This is a genomic window from Rathayibacter sp. VKM Ac-2929 (assembly GCF_022815495.1).
GTDB classification, from domain to species: Bacteria; Actinomycetota; Actinomycetes; order Actinomycetales; family Microbacteriaceae; genus Rathayibacter; species Rathayibacter festucae.
The window spans coordinates 377,824-394,705 of sequence record NZ_JALGRV010000005.1; the positions used below are offsets into that span (position 1 = coordinate 377,824).

Genomic DNA, 16,882 nt, shown 5'->3' on the forward strand with positions numbered 1-16,882 from the left:
TGACGCATGGAGGGTCTTCTCCGGCGGCTGTCCGAGGGCGGCGAGAGCGGTGCGGACGCGCTGCGCGTCGTCAGCTTCTTCGACAAGCTCCAGCAGTTCCGGGCCGGAATCGACGAGCTGGTGCGCTCGACGGCGATGCTGATCGGGACCGAGGCGGGGTTCGCTGGTCCGGGCGGCGGCTGCGGCTTCGACAGCCTCGGACGCGCGAGGCCGCACGATCCGCCGACCGGGGCGATCAGCACGGCGATCGGCGGGGACACGGCGGACGCCGGCCTGGTCTGGGTGGTGCCCGCGAGCAGCGACCCGGACATGGCGCAGCTGATCCTCGAGCGCATGTCCCTGACAGCGGCCACGATCCTCATCCGGCAGGCCGACGCGGCCCGGCTGGGCGACGGCGAGCCGCTGCGGATGCTCATCGAGGCGCTGCCCTCGATCACGGAGCACCGGGAGGAGGCGCTCCGGCGGCTGGGCTTCCGGCCGGACTGGCGCGTGCGCGTCGTCCTCGCCCGGGGCGCGAGCGGACCGCTCTCGGATCCGCGCGGCTGGCGGGAGTGGTGCGGGCCGGAGCACCGCTGCACCGCTCCCGTGCGCTTCGGGACGGCGCACGCGGTGCTGCTGCACGGTCCCGGGACGCGGCCGGGCACGCTCCCCGAGGGCGCCGAGACCGTCGCCGTCGGCGCGACGGCCTCGGCGCTCTCGCCGCGGGACTCCTACCTCTCCGCGCTGCGCACGCTGCGGCTGTGCTCGCCGGTGCTCGGTCCGCGCGCGCTCGCGCACGACGCGCTCGGCTCGTTGCGCTGCCTCGCCCGGGTCTCCCCGGCGGAGGCCGCCGGCTCGGAGCTCGTGCAGCGGATGCAGCTCCTGGTGCGGACGCCCGTCGGTCTGGGCGAGATCCTCGCCCTGGACGCGTACTGCCGCCACGCGAACGTCCGCGCGGCGGCGACGGAGCTCCTGCTGCACCACAGCTCGCTGGGGCACCGGCTGAAGAACGTGGGCGCGAAGCTGGGGATCGACGTGTTCGACGCCGTGCAGCGCAACGACGCGTGGCTCGCGCTGCAGCTGCTGCGCATCGCCGAGGCGGAGCCGGACGAGGCGTGAGCGCCCTGGGCGCGGCAGGCGGTGGCCGCCGTGGACGCTGAGCTCGCCGCCGCCACCGAGCTGATGCTCCGGCCCGATCTGAACGACGTCGAGGGCACCCGGCGACTGATGGGCTCGTCGACGATGCAGCCGTCGTCCGCCGAGGTGGAGTTCGGCGGGTCCGTCGCGATCGAGTCGCGCTCGGTGCGCCTCGACGGACACGACATCGGCCTCCGGCTCTATCGCCCGTCGGCGTCCGTCGGGTCCGCGCTGCTCTTCCTGCACGGCGGCGCCTTCGTCGCGGGGGACACCCTCTCCGAGAATGCCCGCTGCCTGCGCTACGCGGGGGACGCGGGCTGCCTCGTCGTCTCGGTCGACTACCGTCTCGCGCCGGAGCGCGCGTATCCGCACGGCCTCCGCGACTGCCGGGCGGTGCTCCGGTGGATGATCGAGCGAGCGGCCGAGCTCGGGATCGATCCCGCCCGGATCGCGGTCGCCGGCGTCAGCGCCGGCGGCGCACTGGCGGCGGGAGTGAGCATGCTCGCCCTCGACGAGGGGGAGCGGGTGCCGCGGGCGCAGCTGCTGCTGTTCCCCGTGCTGGACGACCGCCTGCACAGCACGTCGATGCGGGAGTTCGACGCCACGCCGGTCTGGGACAACCGCAACGCCGCGGTCATGTAGCGGCTCTACCTCGCCGGTGCGCCGGCCGACGAGTACGCGGCACCGGCGCGACGGGAGTCGCTGATCGGACTGCCCGAGACCTATCTCCTGGCCGCCGAGCTCGATCCCCTGCGCGACGAGGCGCTCCGATTCGGAGCGCGGCTCCTCGAGGACCGGGTCCCCGTCGATCTGCGGCTCTGGGCCGGCACGTACCACGTCTTCGATCAGCTGGTGCCGGACGCCGCCGTGTCGCAGGCCAGCCTCGAGGATCAGGTGCGGTTCCTCCGGCGGACGCTGCGGCCCTGAGCCCGGGCGTCGGCGCGTCGGTCAGCCGGTGTCTTCGCCCGGGCGCGCGGCGTCCACTGCTCGCGCGGCCAGGCGGGCGAACGCCGCGCGGAGCTCGACCGGCTCCACGCCGCTGATCGGTGCGTCGAAGCGGGCGATCGACGCGGCGACGCCGGGCCAGGACCAGGAGCCGACGCGGATCCGGCAGCGGCCGTCCGGCTCGACGGTCAGCGTCCCGTCGCCGAGGTACGGGGCGATCTGCACGGCGTCGGCGTCCAGGATCGCCGAGCCCCGGCACGGCCAGGTGTCCGCTCCGGTCGAGCCCTTGAAGCGAGCGGAGAGGAACGCCGCGGGGTCACCGCCGGGCACCGTCCGCGGAGTGAAGACGGCGCCGTTGTGACTGCGGAGCCGGATCCGGTCGACCCGGTAGGTGCGCCAGTCGTCGCGCTCGGGAGTCCAGCCGATCAGGTACCAGCGGCCGCCGGCGAGGACGAGGTGGTGCGGCTCGGTCGTGCGGGCGGCGGGTTCGGCGTCGGCCGGTCCTGCGGGGGAGTCGTAGTCGAAGCGGAGGGTCAGCGCGTCGCGGATCGCGTCGCCGATCCGCAGCAGCACGCCGGCGTCGGCGCGCGCCTCGGCCGGGCGGGTCGCGGTGCCGGCGCTCGCCGCGAGCCCGTCGATCCGGTGCGCGAGGCGGCTCGGCAGCAGTCGGCGGATCGTCAGGAGCGCCCGCTCGGCCGCCTCGTCCAGGTCCGTGCCGAGGGTGCCGGCGGTCCGCAGCGCCAGGGCGATCACGACGGCCTGCTCGTCGTCGAAGAGCAGCGGCGGCAGCTCCGTGCCGGCGGCCAGGCGGTAGCCGCCGTCGGGGCCGCGCGTGGTCTCGATCACGTAGTCGAGCTCGCGCAGCCGCTCGACGTCGCGCCGGACGGTGCGCTCGCTCACCTCCAGCCGGTCCGCCAGCACTGGAGCGGACCAGTCGCGGCGCGACTGCAGCAGCGACAGGAGGGCGAGCAGCCGCTTCGAGGTGGAGGGCGAGGAGGAGGTGGGCACGGAACGATCATCGCGTGCGAAGCGGACGTTCCCTGGCCGGTACCGACGAGATCGTGTCTTCAAGCCCCGGAGGAACGGGGAGAACCGCGGCCCACCCACCGCGCAGCGAAGGAGTACACCATGACCGCAGCAGTCGTCGCCCACCTCAACTTCACCGGCGAGGCCCGCGCCGCCCTCGAGTACTACGCCGCCGTCTTCGGCGGCCGGGCCGTCGTCCGCACCTACGGCGACTTCGGGATGCCGGCCGGCCTGCCCGACACCGATCGCGTCGTCCACGGCCAGGTCGTCGGCGCGGGCGGCTTCACCGTGATGGCGTACGACGTCCCCTCGAGCGAGGCGGACCTGCAGGCGGGAGCCACGCGCCGCGAGAACGGCACGACGATCACCGACCGTCCCTTCTTCCTGGCCCTGCAGGCCGCGACGCTCGGGGAGGCGACCGGCCACTGGGACGCGCTCATCGACGGAGCGAGCGTCGTCGAGCCGCTCACGGCGTCGGCCTGGTCGGCCGGCTTCGGCATGCTCACCGACCGCTTCGGGGTGGTCTGGGCGATCAGCGTCGTCGAGCAGCAGGGCTGAGCGCGGGGCGGGTGGCCGTGTGGCGCGGCCGCCCCTGCCCTCCGGCGCGGATTCCGGGCGACGGATGGCTTTCCGGAGCGCTCTGGGTACTATGTCCCGACGCGGTGGGAGTCCCCTCCTCCGCGCCCGCGGGTCCCAGGCCCGCCCTCAGCTCCACACCCCAGCCCCACCACCCCCAGCCCACAGACGAACGGGAGACGGATGCGCACGACGCGCCCTTCGACGGACCACTCCGCCGCGGACGAGTCGGCGCGCACGCCGCGACCCCACGTCCGGCACGGACGGCAGAAGCGCCACAGCCTGCCGCGGACCCTCGTCAAGGCCGCTGCGACCGTCTCGGGAGTGGGCATCGTCGCCTCGATCTCGATCGTCGCGATCGCCGCGACGCTGCTCGTGCAGTCCGCCCAGCCGTCCGTCAGCCTGCACCCGATCGCGGCGGGCTCCGAGGTCGCGGCCGGCTCGGTCCCCGAGATCGGCGCCCTCGAGGGCGGCTTCAACGTCCTCGTCGTCGGCAGCGATTCGCGCCAGGGTCAGGGCGACGCCTACGGCGACCCGGACGAGGAGACCAGCGTCCTGAACGACGTCAACATGCTGATGCACGTCTCGGCCGACCACAGCAACGCGACCGTCGTCAGCTTCCCCCGCGACATGTACGTCGACATCCCGTCCTGCGTCAACGCGGTGACGGGGGAGACCATCCCCGCCCGCTACGACACCAAGATCAACGAGGCGATGGGCAAGGACGTCAGCCTCGGCTGCGTCGCCGGCGTCGCGGAGGAACTGCTCGGCGTCCGGGTCGACTACGGCGCGGTCGTGCAGTTCAACGGCGTCATCGAGATGTCGAACGCGATCGGCGGAGTCGACGTCTGCGTCGCGACCGAGATCGCCGACCCGTACACCAACACCTATCTCGAGCCGGGCGTGCACTCGCTCGAGGGCATGGCCGCGCTGCAGTTCCTCCGCAGCCGGCACGGCATCGGCGACGGCAGCGACCTGACCCGGATCAGCAACCAGCAGGTCTTCCTCTCCTCGCTGGTCCGCCAGGTCAAGAGCGCCGACACGCTGCTCAACCCGGTCGCGCTCTACGGACTCGCCAAGGCCGCCCTGGGCAACATGACGCTCTCGGACGAGCTGAACAACGTGAACACCCTCGTGCAGATGGGCCTCGCGCTGAAGGACGTCGACATCGCGAACGTGGTGTTCGCGCAGTACCCGACCGGCTCGGTGTCCGGCGGCGTCGTCCCCGACCGCACCGCGGGCGACGTGCTCGCCACCGCCCTGCAGACGGACCAGCCGATCGCCCTCACCGGCGGCACCGGTGCCGGCGCGACGACCACGGGTGAGCCCGCGTCCCCGGCGGCGACCGAGGCCCCCGCCGCCGGCCCCGCCACGACCGACCCGCTCGCGACCGCGGAGGCCACTCCCGGCGCGACCGCCGCGCCCGGCACGCCCGCGGCCGGCGCACCGGTCGAGCTGCCGGAGGCCATCACCGGCCAACCCGCCGATCAGCAGACCTGCTCGGTCGGGTTCTTCGGCTGACGCCGGAGGCGGATCCGATGACCGACCCCGTCGTCGCGCGCCGGACAGCGGCCCGTCACGGGCGGCTGCGGCCGCACAGCGGCCTCCGGTTCGCCGGGCGGATCCTCGCGGCCTGCGTCGGCGTCGGCGTGCTCAGCACGATCTCGATCGTGGTGATCGCCCTCTCGATGATCGCGGGCAGCGCGCGTCCCTCCGTCGACCTCGGCATCGGCTCGACCGACGCCGGCTCCGCCGTCCCGGAGATCGGCGCGATCGAGGGCGGCGTCAACATCCTGCTCGCGGGCAGCGACAGCGCCGAGGGCTCCGCGGCGGGCGCGTACGGCGACCGCTCCGAGAACCTCAACGACGTCACGATGCTGATGCACATCTCCGAGGACCACTCCACGGTCGAGGTGATCAGCTTCCCCCGCGACATGTACGTGCCGATCCCGTCCTGCACCGACCCGGCGACCGGCACCGTCTCGGACGCGCTGCGCTCCGCCAAGATCAACACGTCGCTCAGCTACGGCGGGCTCGCCTGCACCGTGCAGACCGTGGAGCAGCTCACCGGCCTCGAAATCCCCTACGCAGCGCTGATCCAGTTCGACGGCGTGATCGAGATGTCGAACGCGGTGGGCGGAGTCGACGTCTGCGTCGCCACCCCGATCGAGGACGAGTACACCGGTCTGAACCTCACCGCCGGCACGCACACGCTGGTGGGCGCGGAGGCGCTCGCCTTCCTGCGCACCCGGCACGGCGTCGGCGACGGCAGCGACCTCACCCGCATCTCCAGCCAGCAGGTGTACCTGTCGTCGCTGGTGCGCAAGGTGAAGGACGCCTCGACGCTCTCGAACCCCGTCGCCCTCTACGGCCTCGGCAAGGCGGCCGTCTCGAACATGCAGCTCTCCACGTCGCTCGAGAACGTCAACACCCTCGTGTCGATCGGCCTCGCGGTGAAGGACGTGGACCTCGCCAGCGTCGTCTTCGTCCAGTACCCGACCTACATCGACGGCGACGGCGTCTACCCGAGCGAGGAGGCGTCGGCGACGCTGAACGCCGCCCTCCTGGCCGACCAGCCGATCGCCCTCACCGGCACCACCGGCGGCGGCTCGGAGTCGGCTGACGGGTCGACGCCCGCCGCGACCGGCTCGGCGGCTCCCTCGGATCCGGCCACCTCGGACCCCGCTGCGACCGCGGACCCGGCGACGCCGGCTCCGGGCGAGACCGCCGTCGCCCTCCCGAGCGACGTCACCGGTCAGACCGCCGACCAGCAGACCTGCACCGTCGGCCGCACCCTCGACGAGCAGTAGCGCCGCAGCGCCGGGTGTCACGCCCGGCTCCCGGGTGCGGTTATAGTGGTCGTCGTGCGTTCGCCTGGCGGGCGCTCAGGAGACGTCGCATAGTCCGGTCGAGTGCACCACCCTGCTAAGGTGGAGAACCCTTCATTGGGTTCCGTGGGTTCAAATCCCACCGTCTCCGCACTCCTCGAGAGCCCGCTTCCCCGCGGGCCGATAGCCCTCTGCTCCTCCGGTGCCTGCATCGTCGAGGGTCGTGCAGCCCTCGTCTCAGCGCATCTTTCTCGCTCGACCGGCTAGCCTGGCGGGATGTCCAGTGCGATCCTCGAGGCCCTGTCCGCAGCTCCCGCCCGGCGGGACGTCGCGTCGATCCGCGGGGCCCTCGCGGAGGTCTCGATCGGCGACTCGGTGCGGGTGCTCGTCCGCTCGCCGCGCTACGGGCTCTACGGCATCGAGGGCGTCGTCCGGCAGGCGGTCGGCGGGGAGCTCGTCGTCGCCGACGTCTTCCTCAACACGGGGACCGAGATCCAGAGCATCGCGCTCGCGCCCGAGCCGGACGCGGGAGCCGACGGGGACCGGTCCGTCGACGGGCTCGCCCACGGAGACCCGGTGCGGGTGACCTTCTCGACGCCGACGATCGGCTCCTTCACCGTGACCGGGCCGCTCACCGCCGGCGGCCGCGACCCCTACCTGCTCGTCGGCAGCTGGATCGTCGCCGAGGACGCGAGCGCCGCCCGCCACGTCGACCGGATCGAGCGGCTCAGCGACGTCGCCCTGCACGTCAAGCACGTCCCCGGGCACCGCTCGGCTGCCGTCGAGGAGTAGCGGGCACGCAGCGCGACAGCGCCGGGCGTCAGGTCTGGCAGCGCGGACACCAGTAGGTGACCCGCAGCTGCAGCTCGTCGTCGCCGAGCTCGCCGCGGCGGATCGCGGTGCCGCAGCGCCGGCACGGCTTGCGGTCGCGGCCGTAGACCCAGAGCTGCTGGCCGGGGCGGAGGTTGCCGGTCGTCGTGCGCTCGATGCGCTCGCGGTTCACGGTGATCAGCTTCTTCGCGAGCGCGATCGTGCGCACCAGGTCGCCGCTCTCGCCGACCGGGCGCGTGGGCAGCACGCCGCGGAGGAAGCAGAGCTCGGCCCGGTAGACGTTGCCGAGCCCGGCCATGATCCGCTGGTCGAGCAGCGCCAGGCCGATCGGCCGCTCCGGGTCGGCGGTGAGGCGGCGCAGCGCCTCGTCGGCGTCCCAGTCCGCACCGAGCAGGTCGGGGCCGAGGTAGCCGACGACGTCCTCCTCCGCCGCGCGCGGCACGATCTCGAGCAGGCCGAGTTCGAAGCCGACGGCCTGCCACTCGTCCGTCTCGAGCACGATGCGCGCCTGAAAGGCGGGGCGGTGCCACTTCGGCCGGTCGCCGGTCAGCGAGTAGAGGTGCCAGCTGCCCTCCATCTTGAGGTGCGAGTGGATCACCGCGTCGCCGATGCGCATCAGCAGATGCTTGCCGCGCGGGACGACCGAGTCGATGGTCTCGCCGGTCAGGTCGACCGTCGCGAACTTCGGCACCCGGACGTCGCAGCGGGTCAGCACCTGGCCGTCGAGGGCGTCGGCGAGGTTGTGGGCGGAGCGGTAGACGGTGTCACCCTCGGGCACGGGCGCTCCTCTCGAGGCGGCCGGCGCTCACGCGCGCAGCCTCAGGCCGCGCGGGTTCGCGACGAACCCGGCGGCGGTCAGGGCGTCGCCGAAGGGCGTGCCCAGGGCGAAGACGCCGTCGATCTTCTCGACGGTGAGCTTCTCGACCCCGCGGGAGCGGACCAGCTGCGCGAGCGCTCCGGCCGCGTCCGCGAGGACGGTCTCGTCGGAGGAGAAGGTGAGCGCCGTCTTCCCGCCGCGCTCGAGGTAGACGGCGAGCTCGCCGTCGACGACGGCGACCAGAGCGCCCGCCTTGCGACCGGGCCGGTGGCCCTCGCCCTGCGGCCACGCCAGTGCCGCGCCGAACGGGTTCGCCGGGTCGGTCGCGGCCAGTGCGAAGACGGGCCGGGCGCGCTGCTGGGCCTCGTCCTGCGGCGCGAAGGTGCGCAGCCGGTCGACGCTGCCCGCCGTGCCGAACTGCGCGGCGCCGAGCTTCTCGATGAAGTAGCCGCGGCGGGCGCGGCCCTGCTGCTCGAAGCCGCTGAGCACCTTGTAGGCGAGCGCGAAGCCGCCGAGCACCCCCTCCGCCTGGACGGAGCCGCGGGTGACGATGCCGTAGCGCTCGAGCAGCGTCTCGCCGAGCGCGTGCCCGCGGATCGTCGCGTCCGACTCCGCCAGCGGCACGATCGACCAGCGGCCGCCCGCGGTGGGCGGGCCGACGCGGGTCGCCATCGTGGGCCGGGCGGTCATCCGGCCGCGCGGCGCCCTGGCGCGGGCGGGGGCGCGCGGCTGCCGGTGCGCGCCGCCGGTGGAGCCGACGAGGGTGCGCAGCGGAGCGAGCGTGTCGTTCGTGAGCAGGCCCGCCCAGACCAGCTCCCACAGCGCCTCGACCAGCGTCTTGTCGTCGGTGGAGCCGACCGCGTCGGAGAGCTGCCGGAAGAAGTAGCCGCCGCCGGAGCCGAGCACGCCGACGATCTCCTGCTGCAGCTCTCCGAGCGGCACCGCCTCCGCCGCGGGGACGGGCAGCGTGAGACCGGCGGTGTCGGCGAGGTGCAGGCTCACCCAGCCGTCGTTGCCGGGGAGGGTGCCGGCGCCGGCCCAGAGGACCTCGCCGGTCGCGGTCAGCTCGTCGAGCATGGCGGGCGAGTAGTCGCGCACCCGGGCGGGGAGGATCAGCGACTCCCAGGCCGAGGCGGGGATGGGCGCACCCGCGAGCTGGTCGATGACGGAGGCGACGCCGTCGATGCCGCGCAGCGAGCCGCCGAGGTGCTGCCAGGCCGGCAGGAAGCGGCCGTAGGCGGCGGCGTCGACCGGCTCGACCTCCTTGCGGAGTGCGGCGAGCGAGCGGCTGCGCAGGCGCCGCAGCACCTCGCTGTCGCACCACTCGGAGCCGGTGCCGTTCGGGCGGAACTCGCCCTCGGAGACGCGCCGCTCGCCGGAGAGCCGGCGGAGGGTGTCGTTGACGACCGCGACACCGAGCCCGAGCCGCTCGGCGACCGCGACGGCGGTGAACGGGCCGTGGGTGCGGGCGTAGCGGGCGACGAGGTCGCCGAGCGGGTCGCGCACCGGGTCGATGAAGGCGACGGGGACGCCGATGGGCAGCGGCACGCCGAGGGCGTCGCGCAGGCGCGAGGCGTCCTCCATCGCGGCATAGCGCTGCTCGCCCGCGAGGCCGACCGGCAGGACGCGCTTGGCGCGGACCAGCTCGGCGACGATCGCCTCGAGCGTCTCGCGCGCGATCGGCGCGGCCTTCGCGACGTCGGCCGACGTCACCGACTCGTCGACGAGCCGCTCACCGAGCTCGTCGACCGTCAGCGGACCGAGCAGGCGGAGCAGATCCGCCGCTCCCTCGAGGCCGCGCAGGCGCCGCTCCGGCTCGACCCGCTGCAGCTCGCGCTCGATCTGCGCCAGGACGAGCGGGTCGAGCAGCTCGCGCAGCTCGGCGCGGCCCAGCAGCTCGCCGAGGAGCGTCGCGTCGACCGAGAGCGCGGCGGCGCGGCGCTCGGCGAGCGGGCTGTCGCCCTCGTACATGAAGGCGGCGACGTAGCCGAACAGCATCGAGCGGGCGAACGGGCTCGCCGTCGGCGTCTCGACCTCGAGGATCTGCAGCTCGCGGCCGTCGAGCCGCGCGGCCAGGCGCAGCAGCGCGGGCAGGTCGTAAACGTCCTGGAGGCACTCGCGGACCGTCTCGAGGATGATCGGGAAGGTCGGGTAGGTGCGGGCCACGTCGAGCAGCTGGGCGGCGCGCTGGCGCTGCTGCCAGAGAGGCGAGCGCTTGCCCGGGTTGTAGCGGGGCAGCAGCAGCGCCCGCGCCGCGCACTCGCGGAACCGGGCGGCGAAGAGCGCGGAGCCGCCGACCTCGCTGGTCACCAGCTGCTCGAGCTCGTCGCGGTCGAAGAGGAAGAGCTCGGCACCGGGCGGCTCGGACTCGGTGTCGGGGATCCGGACGACGATGCCGTCGTCGCCCGCCATCGCGGCGCCGTCGACCCCGTGCCGCTCGCGGACCCGCGCGCCGATGGCGAGGGCCCAGGGGGAGTGCACCTGCATCCCGTAGGGCGAGTGCAGCACCAGCCGCCAGTCGCCCAGCTCGTCGCGGAAGCGCTCGAGCACGAGCGTGCGGTCGTCCGGGATGCGGCCGGTGGCCAGCCGCTGCTCGTCGAGGAAGGAGAGCAGGTTGTTGGTCGCGTACTCGTCCAGGCCCGCGGCGGTGCAGCGCTCGCGGGCGGTCTCGACCGCGGCGCCGCCGATCTCGCGGGTGAAGGCGCCGATCGCCTCGCCGAGCTCGGCCGGCCGGCCCTGCGAGTCGCCCTTCCAGAACGGCAGGCGTCCCGGCTCGCCGAAGGCGGGCGTCACGATGACGCGGTCGTAGGTGATCTCCTGGATCCGCCAGCTGGTCGCGCCGAGCGCGAAGACGTCGCCGACGCGCGACTCGTAGACCATCTCCTCGTCGAGCTCGCCGACCCGGTTGCCGGTCGAGCCGGGCTCGCCGACCATGAAGACGCCGAACAGCCCGCGGTCGGGGATCGTCCCGCCGCTGGTCACCGCGAGGCGCTGCGCTCCGGGCCGGCCGGTGAGGGTGTTCTCGTCGCGGTCCCAGACGACGCGGGGCCGCAGCTCCGCGAACTGGTCGGAGGGATAGCGGCCGGAGAGCAGGTCGAGCGTCGCCTCGTAGGCCGAGCGCGGCAGGGCGACGAAGGGGGCGCTGCGGCGGACGGTGTCGAACCACTCTTCGACGTCGAGCGACTCCAGCGCCGTGGCGGCGACCGTCTGCTGCGCGAGGATGTCGAGCGGGTTGGCCGGGACCATGATCGCCTCGATCAGGCCGGCACGCATCCGCTCGGTGGTGACGGCGGAGTGCAGCAGGTCGGCCCGGTGCTTGGGGTAGAACGAGCCGCGGGAGACCTCGCCCACCTGGTGCCCCGCCCGGCCGACGCGCTGGAGCGCGCTCGCCACCGACGGCGGGGTCTCGACCTGCACGACGAGGTCGACGGCACCCATGTCGATGCCGAGCTCGAGGCTCGAGGTGGCGACCACGCAGCGCAGCCGGCCCGACTTGAGGTCGTCCTCGATGATCGCGCGCTGCTCCTTGCTCACCGAGCCGTGGTGCGCGCGGGCGAGGAGCGGCTCGTCCTCGGGAGCGGCCTGACCGGTACCGCTGGTCGCTCCGGCGGCGCCCATCGTCGCGGCGGGGCTCCGGCGGGCGGAGGCGCCGACCGCCTCACCGAGCAGCGCCCCGACCGCGACCGGCTCGCCGGCCTCGCGGGCGCGCTCGGCCTCGGCCTCGCGCCGCTCCGCGTAGATCTCGTTGAGCCGGGCCGTCAGCCGCTCGGCCAGCCGCCGCGAGTTCGCGAAGACGATCGACGAGGTGTGCGCGAGCACCCGGTCGACGATCGACTCCTCCACGTGCGGCCAGATCGAGCCGCTCTGCGGGCCGGTGGCGCCCATCGTCGAGCCGTCCTGCGAGGCGGTGGAGCCGAGCTCGGACATGTCCTCGACGGGGACGACGACGCTGAGGTCCCACTGCTTCTCGGAGACGGGGGCGACGATCGTGACGGGGGAGCGGCCGGCCAGGAAGCGCGCGACCTCCTCGCGCGGACGGACCGTGGCCGAGAGCCCGATGCGCTGCACGGGCTGGGGCAGCAGCGCGTCCAGCCGCTCGAGCGAGACCGCGAGGTGCGCGCCGCGCTTGGTGGAGGCGACCGCGTGCACCTCGTCGACGATGACCGTCTCGACCCCGCGCAGCGACTCCCGCGCGGCCGAGGTGAGCATCAGGTAGAGCGACTCGGGGGTGGTGATCAGGATGTCCGGCGGCGTCTTCTGCAGCACCCGGCGCTCGGCCGCGGGGGTGTCTCCGGAGCGGACGCCGACGGTCACCGTCGACGGCGCGCTGCCGATGCCCTCGGCGTTCAGCCGGAGCGCGGTCTGCGTGACGCCGACGAGCGGCGAGCGGAGGTTGCGCTCGACGTCGACGCCGAGCGCCTTCAGCGGCGAGACGTAGAGCACGCGGGTGCGGTGCTGTGGGTCCTCCGGCGGCGGGCCCTGGACGAGCCGGTCGATCGCCCACAGGAATGCCGACAGCGTCTTGCCCGAGCCGGTCGGAGCGACGACGAGCGCGTGCGCCCCGCTCGAGATCGCCGACCACGCGCCCTCCTGGGCGGCCGTGGGCGCGGGGAAGGCGCCCTCGAACCAGGCTCGCGTGGCGGGGCTGAAGCGATCGAGGACGTGCGGCATGCGTGAATCCTCCCTGCCACCACCGACATTGCCGTGCGCGGGCCCCGCGGGCGAGCCCTTGACGAGCGGCCGCGGCGGCCGGTGATCGTCGGGCGGCACCGGAGTCAGGCGAAGCCCAGCCGCACGAAGGTGCCGATGTCGGCGAGCTCGGCCTGGCTCACGCCGTGGGCCACGCCCTCGTAGACCCTCGCGTCGAGCGCGGTGTGCGCCGGGAACCACTCCGCCGCCGCCGCGACCAGCTCCGGCGGGATCACGGCGTCCCGTGTGCCGCGCCCCCAGAACACCGGCGGACGCTCCTCGGCGAGGGCCTCGTCGGCCGGGTCGCCCTCCGCCAGCGGCACCACGAAGCCCGAGAGGGCCACCGCGAACGCGAACCGCCCGGGGGCTCGCCGCAGCAGCTGCACGGCCAGCGCCGCGCCCTGCGAGAAGCCGAGCAGGCCGACGGGACCGTCGTGCTCGAGCGCGTCGAGCCAGTCGAGGACGCCCTGTGCCGCCTCCTCGACCGCGACCGGGTCGGCCCGGGGCTGATCCGGATCCAGCGGCACCCGCAGCGGCCACCAGGCGTTGGCGCCGCCGTCCAGGGCCAGTGGCGCCCGGAGCGAGGCGAGCACCGGCTCCAGCGGCAGGTAGGCGCCGAGCGAGAACAGGTCGCCCTCGTGCGAGCCGTAGCCGTGCAGGAGCACCAGGAGGGGCCGCCCGGCCCGGTCCTTCGCGGAGGAGGACCACAGCACTGCGTTCGCGTCGATAGCCATCGGACCATCATCGCCGAGCCCGCCGGATGCGAGCCGAAACCGGACTGACATGAACGTCGGGTAAGAATGGCCCTATGAGCGTGCGTACCCCTGATCCCAACTCCGGGTGGCTGTCCGACGATGAACTCGCCGAGATCCGCCGTCGGCTCCCGCTGCTGTACGTCGAGGCGGTGCCCGTGCGCGTCGACGGACTCGGCCAGGTGACCGAGGTCGGGGTGCTGCTCCGGGCGACCGCCTCGGGGCAGATCACGCGCACCATCGTCTCCGGCCGGGTGATGTACGGCGAGACCCTCCGCGACGCGCTCTTCCGCCACCTCGAGAAGGACCTCGGCCCGATGGCGTTCCCACTGCTGCCGGCCAGCCCGCTGCCCTTCCACGTCGCCGAGTACTTCCCCATGCCGGGCATGGGCCCCTTCACCGACGACCGGCAGCACGCCGTCTCGCTCGCCTACGTCGTCCCCGTCACCGGCACCTGCGATCCCCGCCAGGACGCTCTCGAACTGACCTGGATGACCCCCGACGAGGCCTGCTCCGACGCCGTCTCCGCCGAGATGGAGGGCGGGCGCGGCGCCTTGCTGCGCGCCGCGCTCGCATCGGTGGGGAAGCTCCGGTAGCGCGCAGCGTGCCTCCTCGCGCGCCGCGGGGCGGCGCGCCGCGGTCGGCTCTTGCAGGTGGTCGGGCCCCGTAGAGCGTCCGACGTCCGCCTGGCGGAATTCGCTGGCACGCGAATTCCTCTTACGGCTCGAAGCGCGCTCTCGCGCCGAGACTAGGGGCGAGGGGCTTCGCATTCGCTGGCACGAGGCAGCCGCCTCCATTGAGTCGTCCGGTGCGGCGCGGGGCGGCGCGCGACATGCTGGCCGAGTAGCGCGGAGCGCGTCTCGAGCGGCGAAGCCGCTTCGCGTCTCGGTGGTGAGGGAAAGGACACGGCGGCGCCGCGTCATGGTGGTCGAGTAGCCCTGCAGGGGCGTATCGAGACCCGCCGTCGCCAGCATGGGCGGGTCTGCAGACTCGTCTTTTAGCGATGGTGGATCTCGATACGCCCGCTCCGCGGGCTACTCGATCAGCATGGCTTTCCCATACGGACTTGGTGAACTTTCCTAGGAGACCCGCCGTGACCTGGCAGGCATCGTCCGCGGTCCTCTGGTCTCAGAGGTCTCGGTGCGGGTGGGCCGCGCTTGCGCGCGAGCATCCCGTCGAGAGGTGCGCCTCAAGCGGGCGACCCGTACACAACGAAGGCTGAAGAGCATTCTCACGTCCTTTTTCGTGCGGAACGGGCGGTTCAGCCTTAATTGTGCACACCGCTGACGACTGAGAGACGACGAAGGCCGGGACCCCGACCCGCGACTGTGTCGCGGGAGGACATCCCGGCCTTCACTGACTGGCTTCGTGCAGTCGTCGGCACGCGCACGTCGTCAGACGCTGCGCCCCCGGACCAGCCGCCCCTCACGAGGCGGAGCGGCGATTCGCGTGCCAAGCGAATCGCCGTAGCCGGTGGCGAGACGCTCCGTGGAAGGCAACCACCCGCCCTGCCGACTGCGGCGCGCCGCTGCGCGGCGCGCGAATCAGCCTTGAGCGCGTCGCGCAGGGCGGCGCTCGGCGCCGGCCGGCGCGGAGGAGCTGCTGCTGCCGCTGCCCGTGCTGTAGTACGAGCGCGAGCCGCCCGAGGTGGTCGCTGCGGCGGCGGAGCGGCCGCGGCCACCGCGCTGTCCGCCGCGAGCGGCGCCGTCGGAGCTTCCGCCGGTGCCGCGGCGGGGACGGTCGGAGCCGGCGCCGGCGGGAGCCGCCGAGCGCTCACCGCGTCCGCCGCGGGGGGCGGTGCCGCCGTCGGTGCGCGCGGCGCGCTTGCGCTGCGCGTTGGCGCCCTGCGAGCGGCCGCCCTGCGACTGGCCGCGGACGGGCTCGACGACGGCGGTCGGGGTGACGTACGCCGCGACGTCGCCGACGAGCTTCGACACGGCGGCCGAGTCGGCGGTGACGAGCTGCGGGGTGACCTGGATGGCCGCCTTCCGCAGGAGAGTCTTCACGTCGCCGCGCTGGCTGGGCAGCACGACGGTGACGACGTCGCCCTCGCTGCCGGCGCGGGCGGTGCGGCCCGAGCGGTGCAGGTACGCCTTGTGCTCCATCGGCGGGTCGACGTGGATGACCAGCTCGACGTCGTCGACGTGCACGCCGCGGGCGGCGACGTCGGTGGCGACGAGCACCTTCACGGTGCCGGCGCCGAAGGCGGCGAGGTTGCGGTCGCGGGCGACCTGCGAGAGGTTGCCGTGCAGGTCGACGGCGGGGATGCCCTGGCCGGTGAGCTGCTTGGCGAGCTTCTTCGCGTGGTGCTTGGTGCGCATGAAGAGGATGCGGCGGCCGGTGCCGGACGCCAGGGTCTTCACGAGGGCGTTCTTGGCGTCGAGGCCGTCGACCTCGAAGACGTGGTGGGTCATCAGCGCGACGGGCGAGTTCGCCTCGTCGACCGAGTGCAGCACCTCGTTCTGCAGGTACTTCTTCACGAGCTTGTCCACGCCGTTGTCGAGCGTGGCCGAGAACAGCAGGCGCTGTCCGCCGCGGGGGGTCTTGTCGAGGATGCGCGTGACGACGGGCAGGAAGCCCAGGTCGGCCATGTGGTCGGCCTCGTCGAGCACGGTGATCTCGACGGCGTCGAGGTTGACGAAGCCCTGCTTCATCAGGTCCTCGAGGCGGCCGGGGCAGGCCACGACGATGTCGACGCCCTGCTTGAGCGCGGCGACCTGGCGCTGCTGCGAGACGCCGCCGAAGATCGTGGTGGTGACGATGCCGTAGGCGTCGGCGAGGGGCTGCATGGCCGCGGTGATCTGCGTGGCGAGCTCGCGGGTCGGCGCGAGGATCAGGCCGAGCGGGCGACCCGGGCGGCGGCGTCCGCCGGCGAGCGCGCCGCCGAGACGGGCGACCATCGGGATGGCGAACGCGAGGGTCTTGCCGGAGCCGGTCTTGCCGCGGCCGAGCACGTCGCGGCCGTTCAGGGTGTCGGGGAGCGTGTCCACCTGGATCGGGAAGGGCTCGGTGATGCCGTTCGCGGTCAGGGCGGTGACGAGGGGTGCGGGGACGCCGAGTGCGGCGAAGGTGGGGATGGTCGACATGGATGGTGCCTTTCGGGGCATCATGCCGATCTGACAGCGCAGGCGGTGGCCGGGCGCGGGTGATCGGCTGTTCGGGCGAAGGTGACGGTGGTCACATCCGTTCGCCGTACGAAGCGGTGCGCGCGGCCGGGGGCCTCATGCACGTGCGCCAGATGGTCGGGATCCAGAGGGATCCGCAACGGAAAATGGGCGTTCTACGACGCGGGGGAGCGCAGT

General features: G+C 73.6%; 11 protein-coding genes, 1 tRNA gene and 1 pseudogene. 8 read left to right on the forward strand and 5 right to left on the reverse strand.

The genetic code is table 11. From position 1 onward, the window contains the following. The first annotated feature begins 6 nt into the window (after positions 1-6). Both MT355_RS17595 and MT355_RS17600 read left to right on the forward strand, forming a co-directional pair. Entirely contained in the window at positions 7-1,098 is a 1,092-nt protein-coding gene (locus tag MT355_RS17595; protein ID WP_243600535.1) for a helix-turn-helix domain-containing protein, read from the forward strand. A 123-nt stretch (positions 1,099-1,221) separates the two neighbouring features. Further along, a pseudogene (locus tag MT355_RS17600) lies at positions 1,222-2,043 on the forward strand (alpha/beta hydrolase). A gap of 21 nt (positions 2,044-2,064) precedes the next feature. Here the strand turns inward: MT355_RS17600 and MT355_RS17605 are convergent. Then, the gene (locus MT355_RS17605; protein WP_243600536.1) at positions 2,065-3,069 is read right to left on the reverse strand and encodes a YafY family protein; all 1,005 of its coding nucleotides are present in this window, start codon (positions 3,067-3,069) and stop codon (positions 2,065-2,067) included. A gap of 120 nt (positions 3,070-3,189) precedes the next feature. Here MT355_RS17605 and MT355_RS17610 point away from each other — a divergent pair, with 120 nt between their 5' ends. From MT355_RS17610 to MT355_RS17630, 5 genes are all read left to right on the forward strand, one after another. Further along, positions 3,190-3,645, forward strand: a complete 456-nt coding sequence (locus MT355_RS17610) for a VOC family protein (RefSeq protein WP_243600537.1) — start codon at positions 3,190-3,192, stop codon at positions 3,643-3,645. A 201-nt stretch (positions 3,646-3,846) separates the two neighbouring features. Further along, a complete protein-coding gene (locus MT355_RS17615; RefSeq protein WP_243600538.1) occupies positions 3,847-5,184 on the forward strand; it encodes an LCP family protein in 1,338 nt (445 codons plus the stop codon). Positions 5,185-5,201: 17 nt separating this feature from the next. Further along, positions 5,202-6,473: an LCP family protein gene (locus MT355_RS17620; protein WP_243600539.1), complete on the forward strand. Its 1,272-nt coding sequence runs from the start codon at positions 5,202-5,204 to the stop codon at positions 6,471-6,473. A gap of 78 nt (positions 6,474-6,551) precedes the next feature. Continuing rightward, a tRNA-Ser gene (locus MT355_RS17625) sits at positions 6,552-6,642 on the forward strand. Between the two features lie 125 nt (positions 6,643-6,767). Next, on the forward strand, positions 6,768-7,283 hold the full coding sequence (locus tag MT355_RS17630) for a hypothetical protein (RefSeq protein ID WP_243600540.1): 516 nt from the start codon (positions 6,768-6,770) through the stop codon (positions 7,281-7,283). A 28-nt stretch (positions 7,284-7,311) separates the two neighbouring features. Here the strand turns inward: MT355_RS17630 and MT355_RS17635 are convergent, their stop codons facing one another. The 3 genes from MT355_RS17635 to MT355_RS17645 all read right to left on the reverse strand — a co-directional run bounded on the left by MT355_RS17635 (position 7,312) and on the right by MT355_RS17645 (position 13,562). Then, the gene (locus MT355_RS17635) at positions 7,312-8,100 is read right to left on the reverse strand and encodes a DNA-formamidopyrimidine glycosylase family protein (RefSeq protein WP_123445013.1); all 789 of its coding nucleotides are present in this window, start codon (positions 8,098-8,100) and stop codon (positions 7,312-7,314) included. Positions 8,101-8,127: 27 nt separating this feature from the next. Continuing rightward, positions 8,128-12,810 carry an ATP-dependent helicase gene (locus MT355_RS17640; protein ID WP_243600541.1) on the reverse strand — a complete coding sequence of 1,561 codons (4,683 nt, stop codon included), beginning with the start codon at positions 12,808-12,810 and terminating at the stop codon, positions 8,128-8,130. A 104-nt stretch (positions 12,811-12,914) separates the two neighbouring features. Further along, the gene (locus MT355_RS17645) at positions 12,915-13,562 is read right to left on the reverse strand and encodes an alpha/beta hydrolase (protein ID WP_243600542.1); all 648 of its coding nucleotides are present in this window, start codon (positions 13,560-13,562) and stop codon (positions 12,915-12,917) included. 74 nt (positions 13,563-13,636) lie between these two features. On the opposite strand from MT355_RS17645, the gene MT355_RS17650 reads away from it, so the two are divergent. Then, a complete protein-coding gene (locus tag MT355_RS17650) occupies positions 13,637-14,176 on the forward strand; it encodes an NUDIX hydrolase family protein (RefSeq protein ID WP_123445016.1) in 540 nt (179 codons plus the stop codon). A 948-nt stretch (positions 14,177-15,124) separates the two neighbouring features. Here MT355_RS17650 and MT355_RS17655 read toward each other — a convergent pair. Continuing rightward, positions 15,125-16,666: a DEAD/DEAH box helicase gene (locus MT355_RS17655; RefSeq protein ID WP_159423419.1), complete on the reverse strand. Its 1,542-nt coding sequence runs from the start codon at positions 16,664-16,666 to the stop codon at positions 15,125-15,127. Between the last annotated feature and the right edge of the window lie 216 nt (positions 16,667-16,882).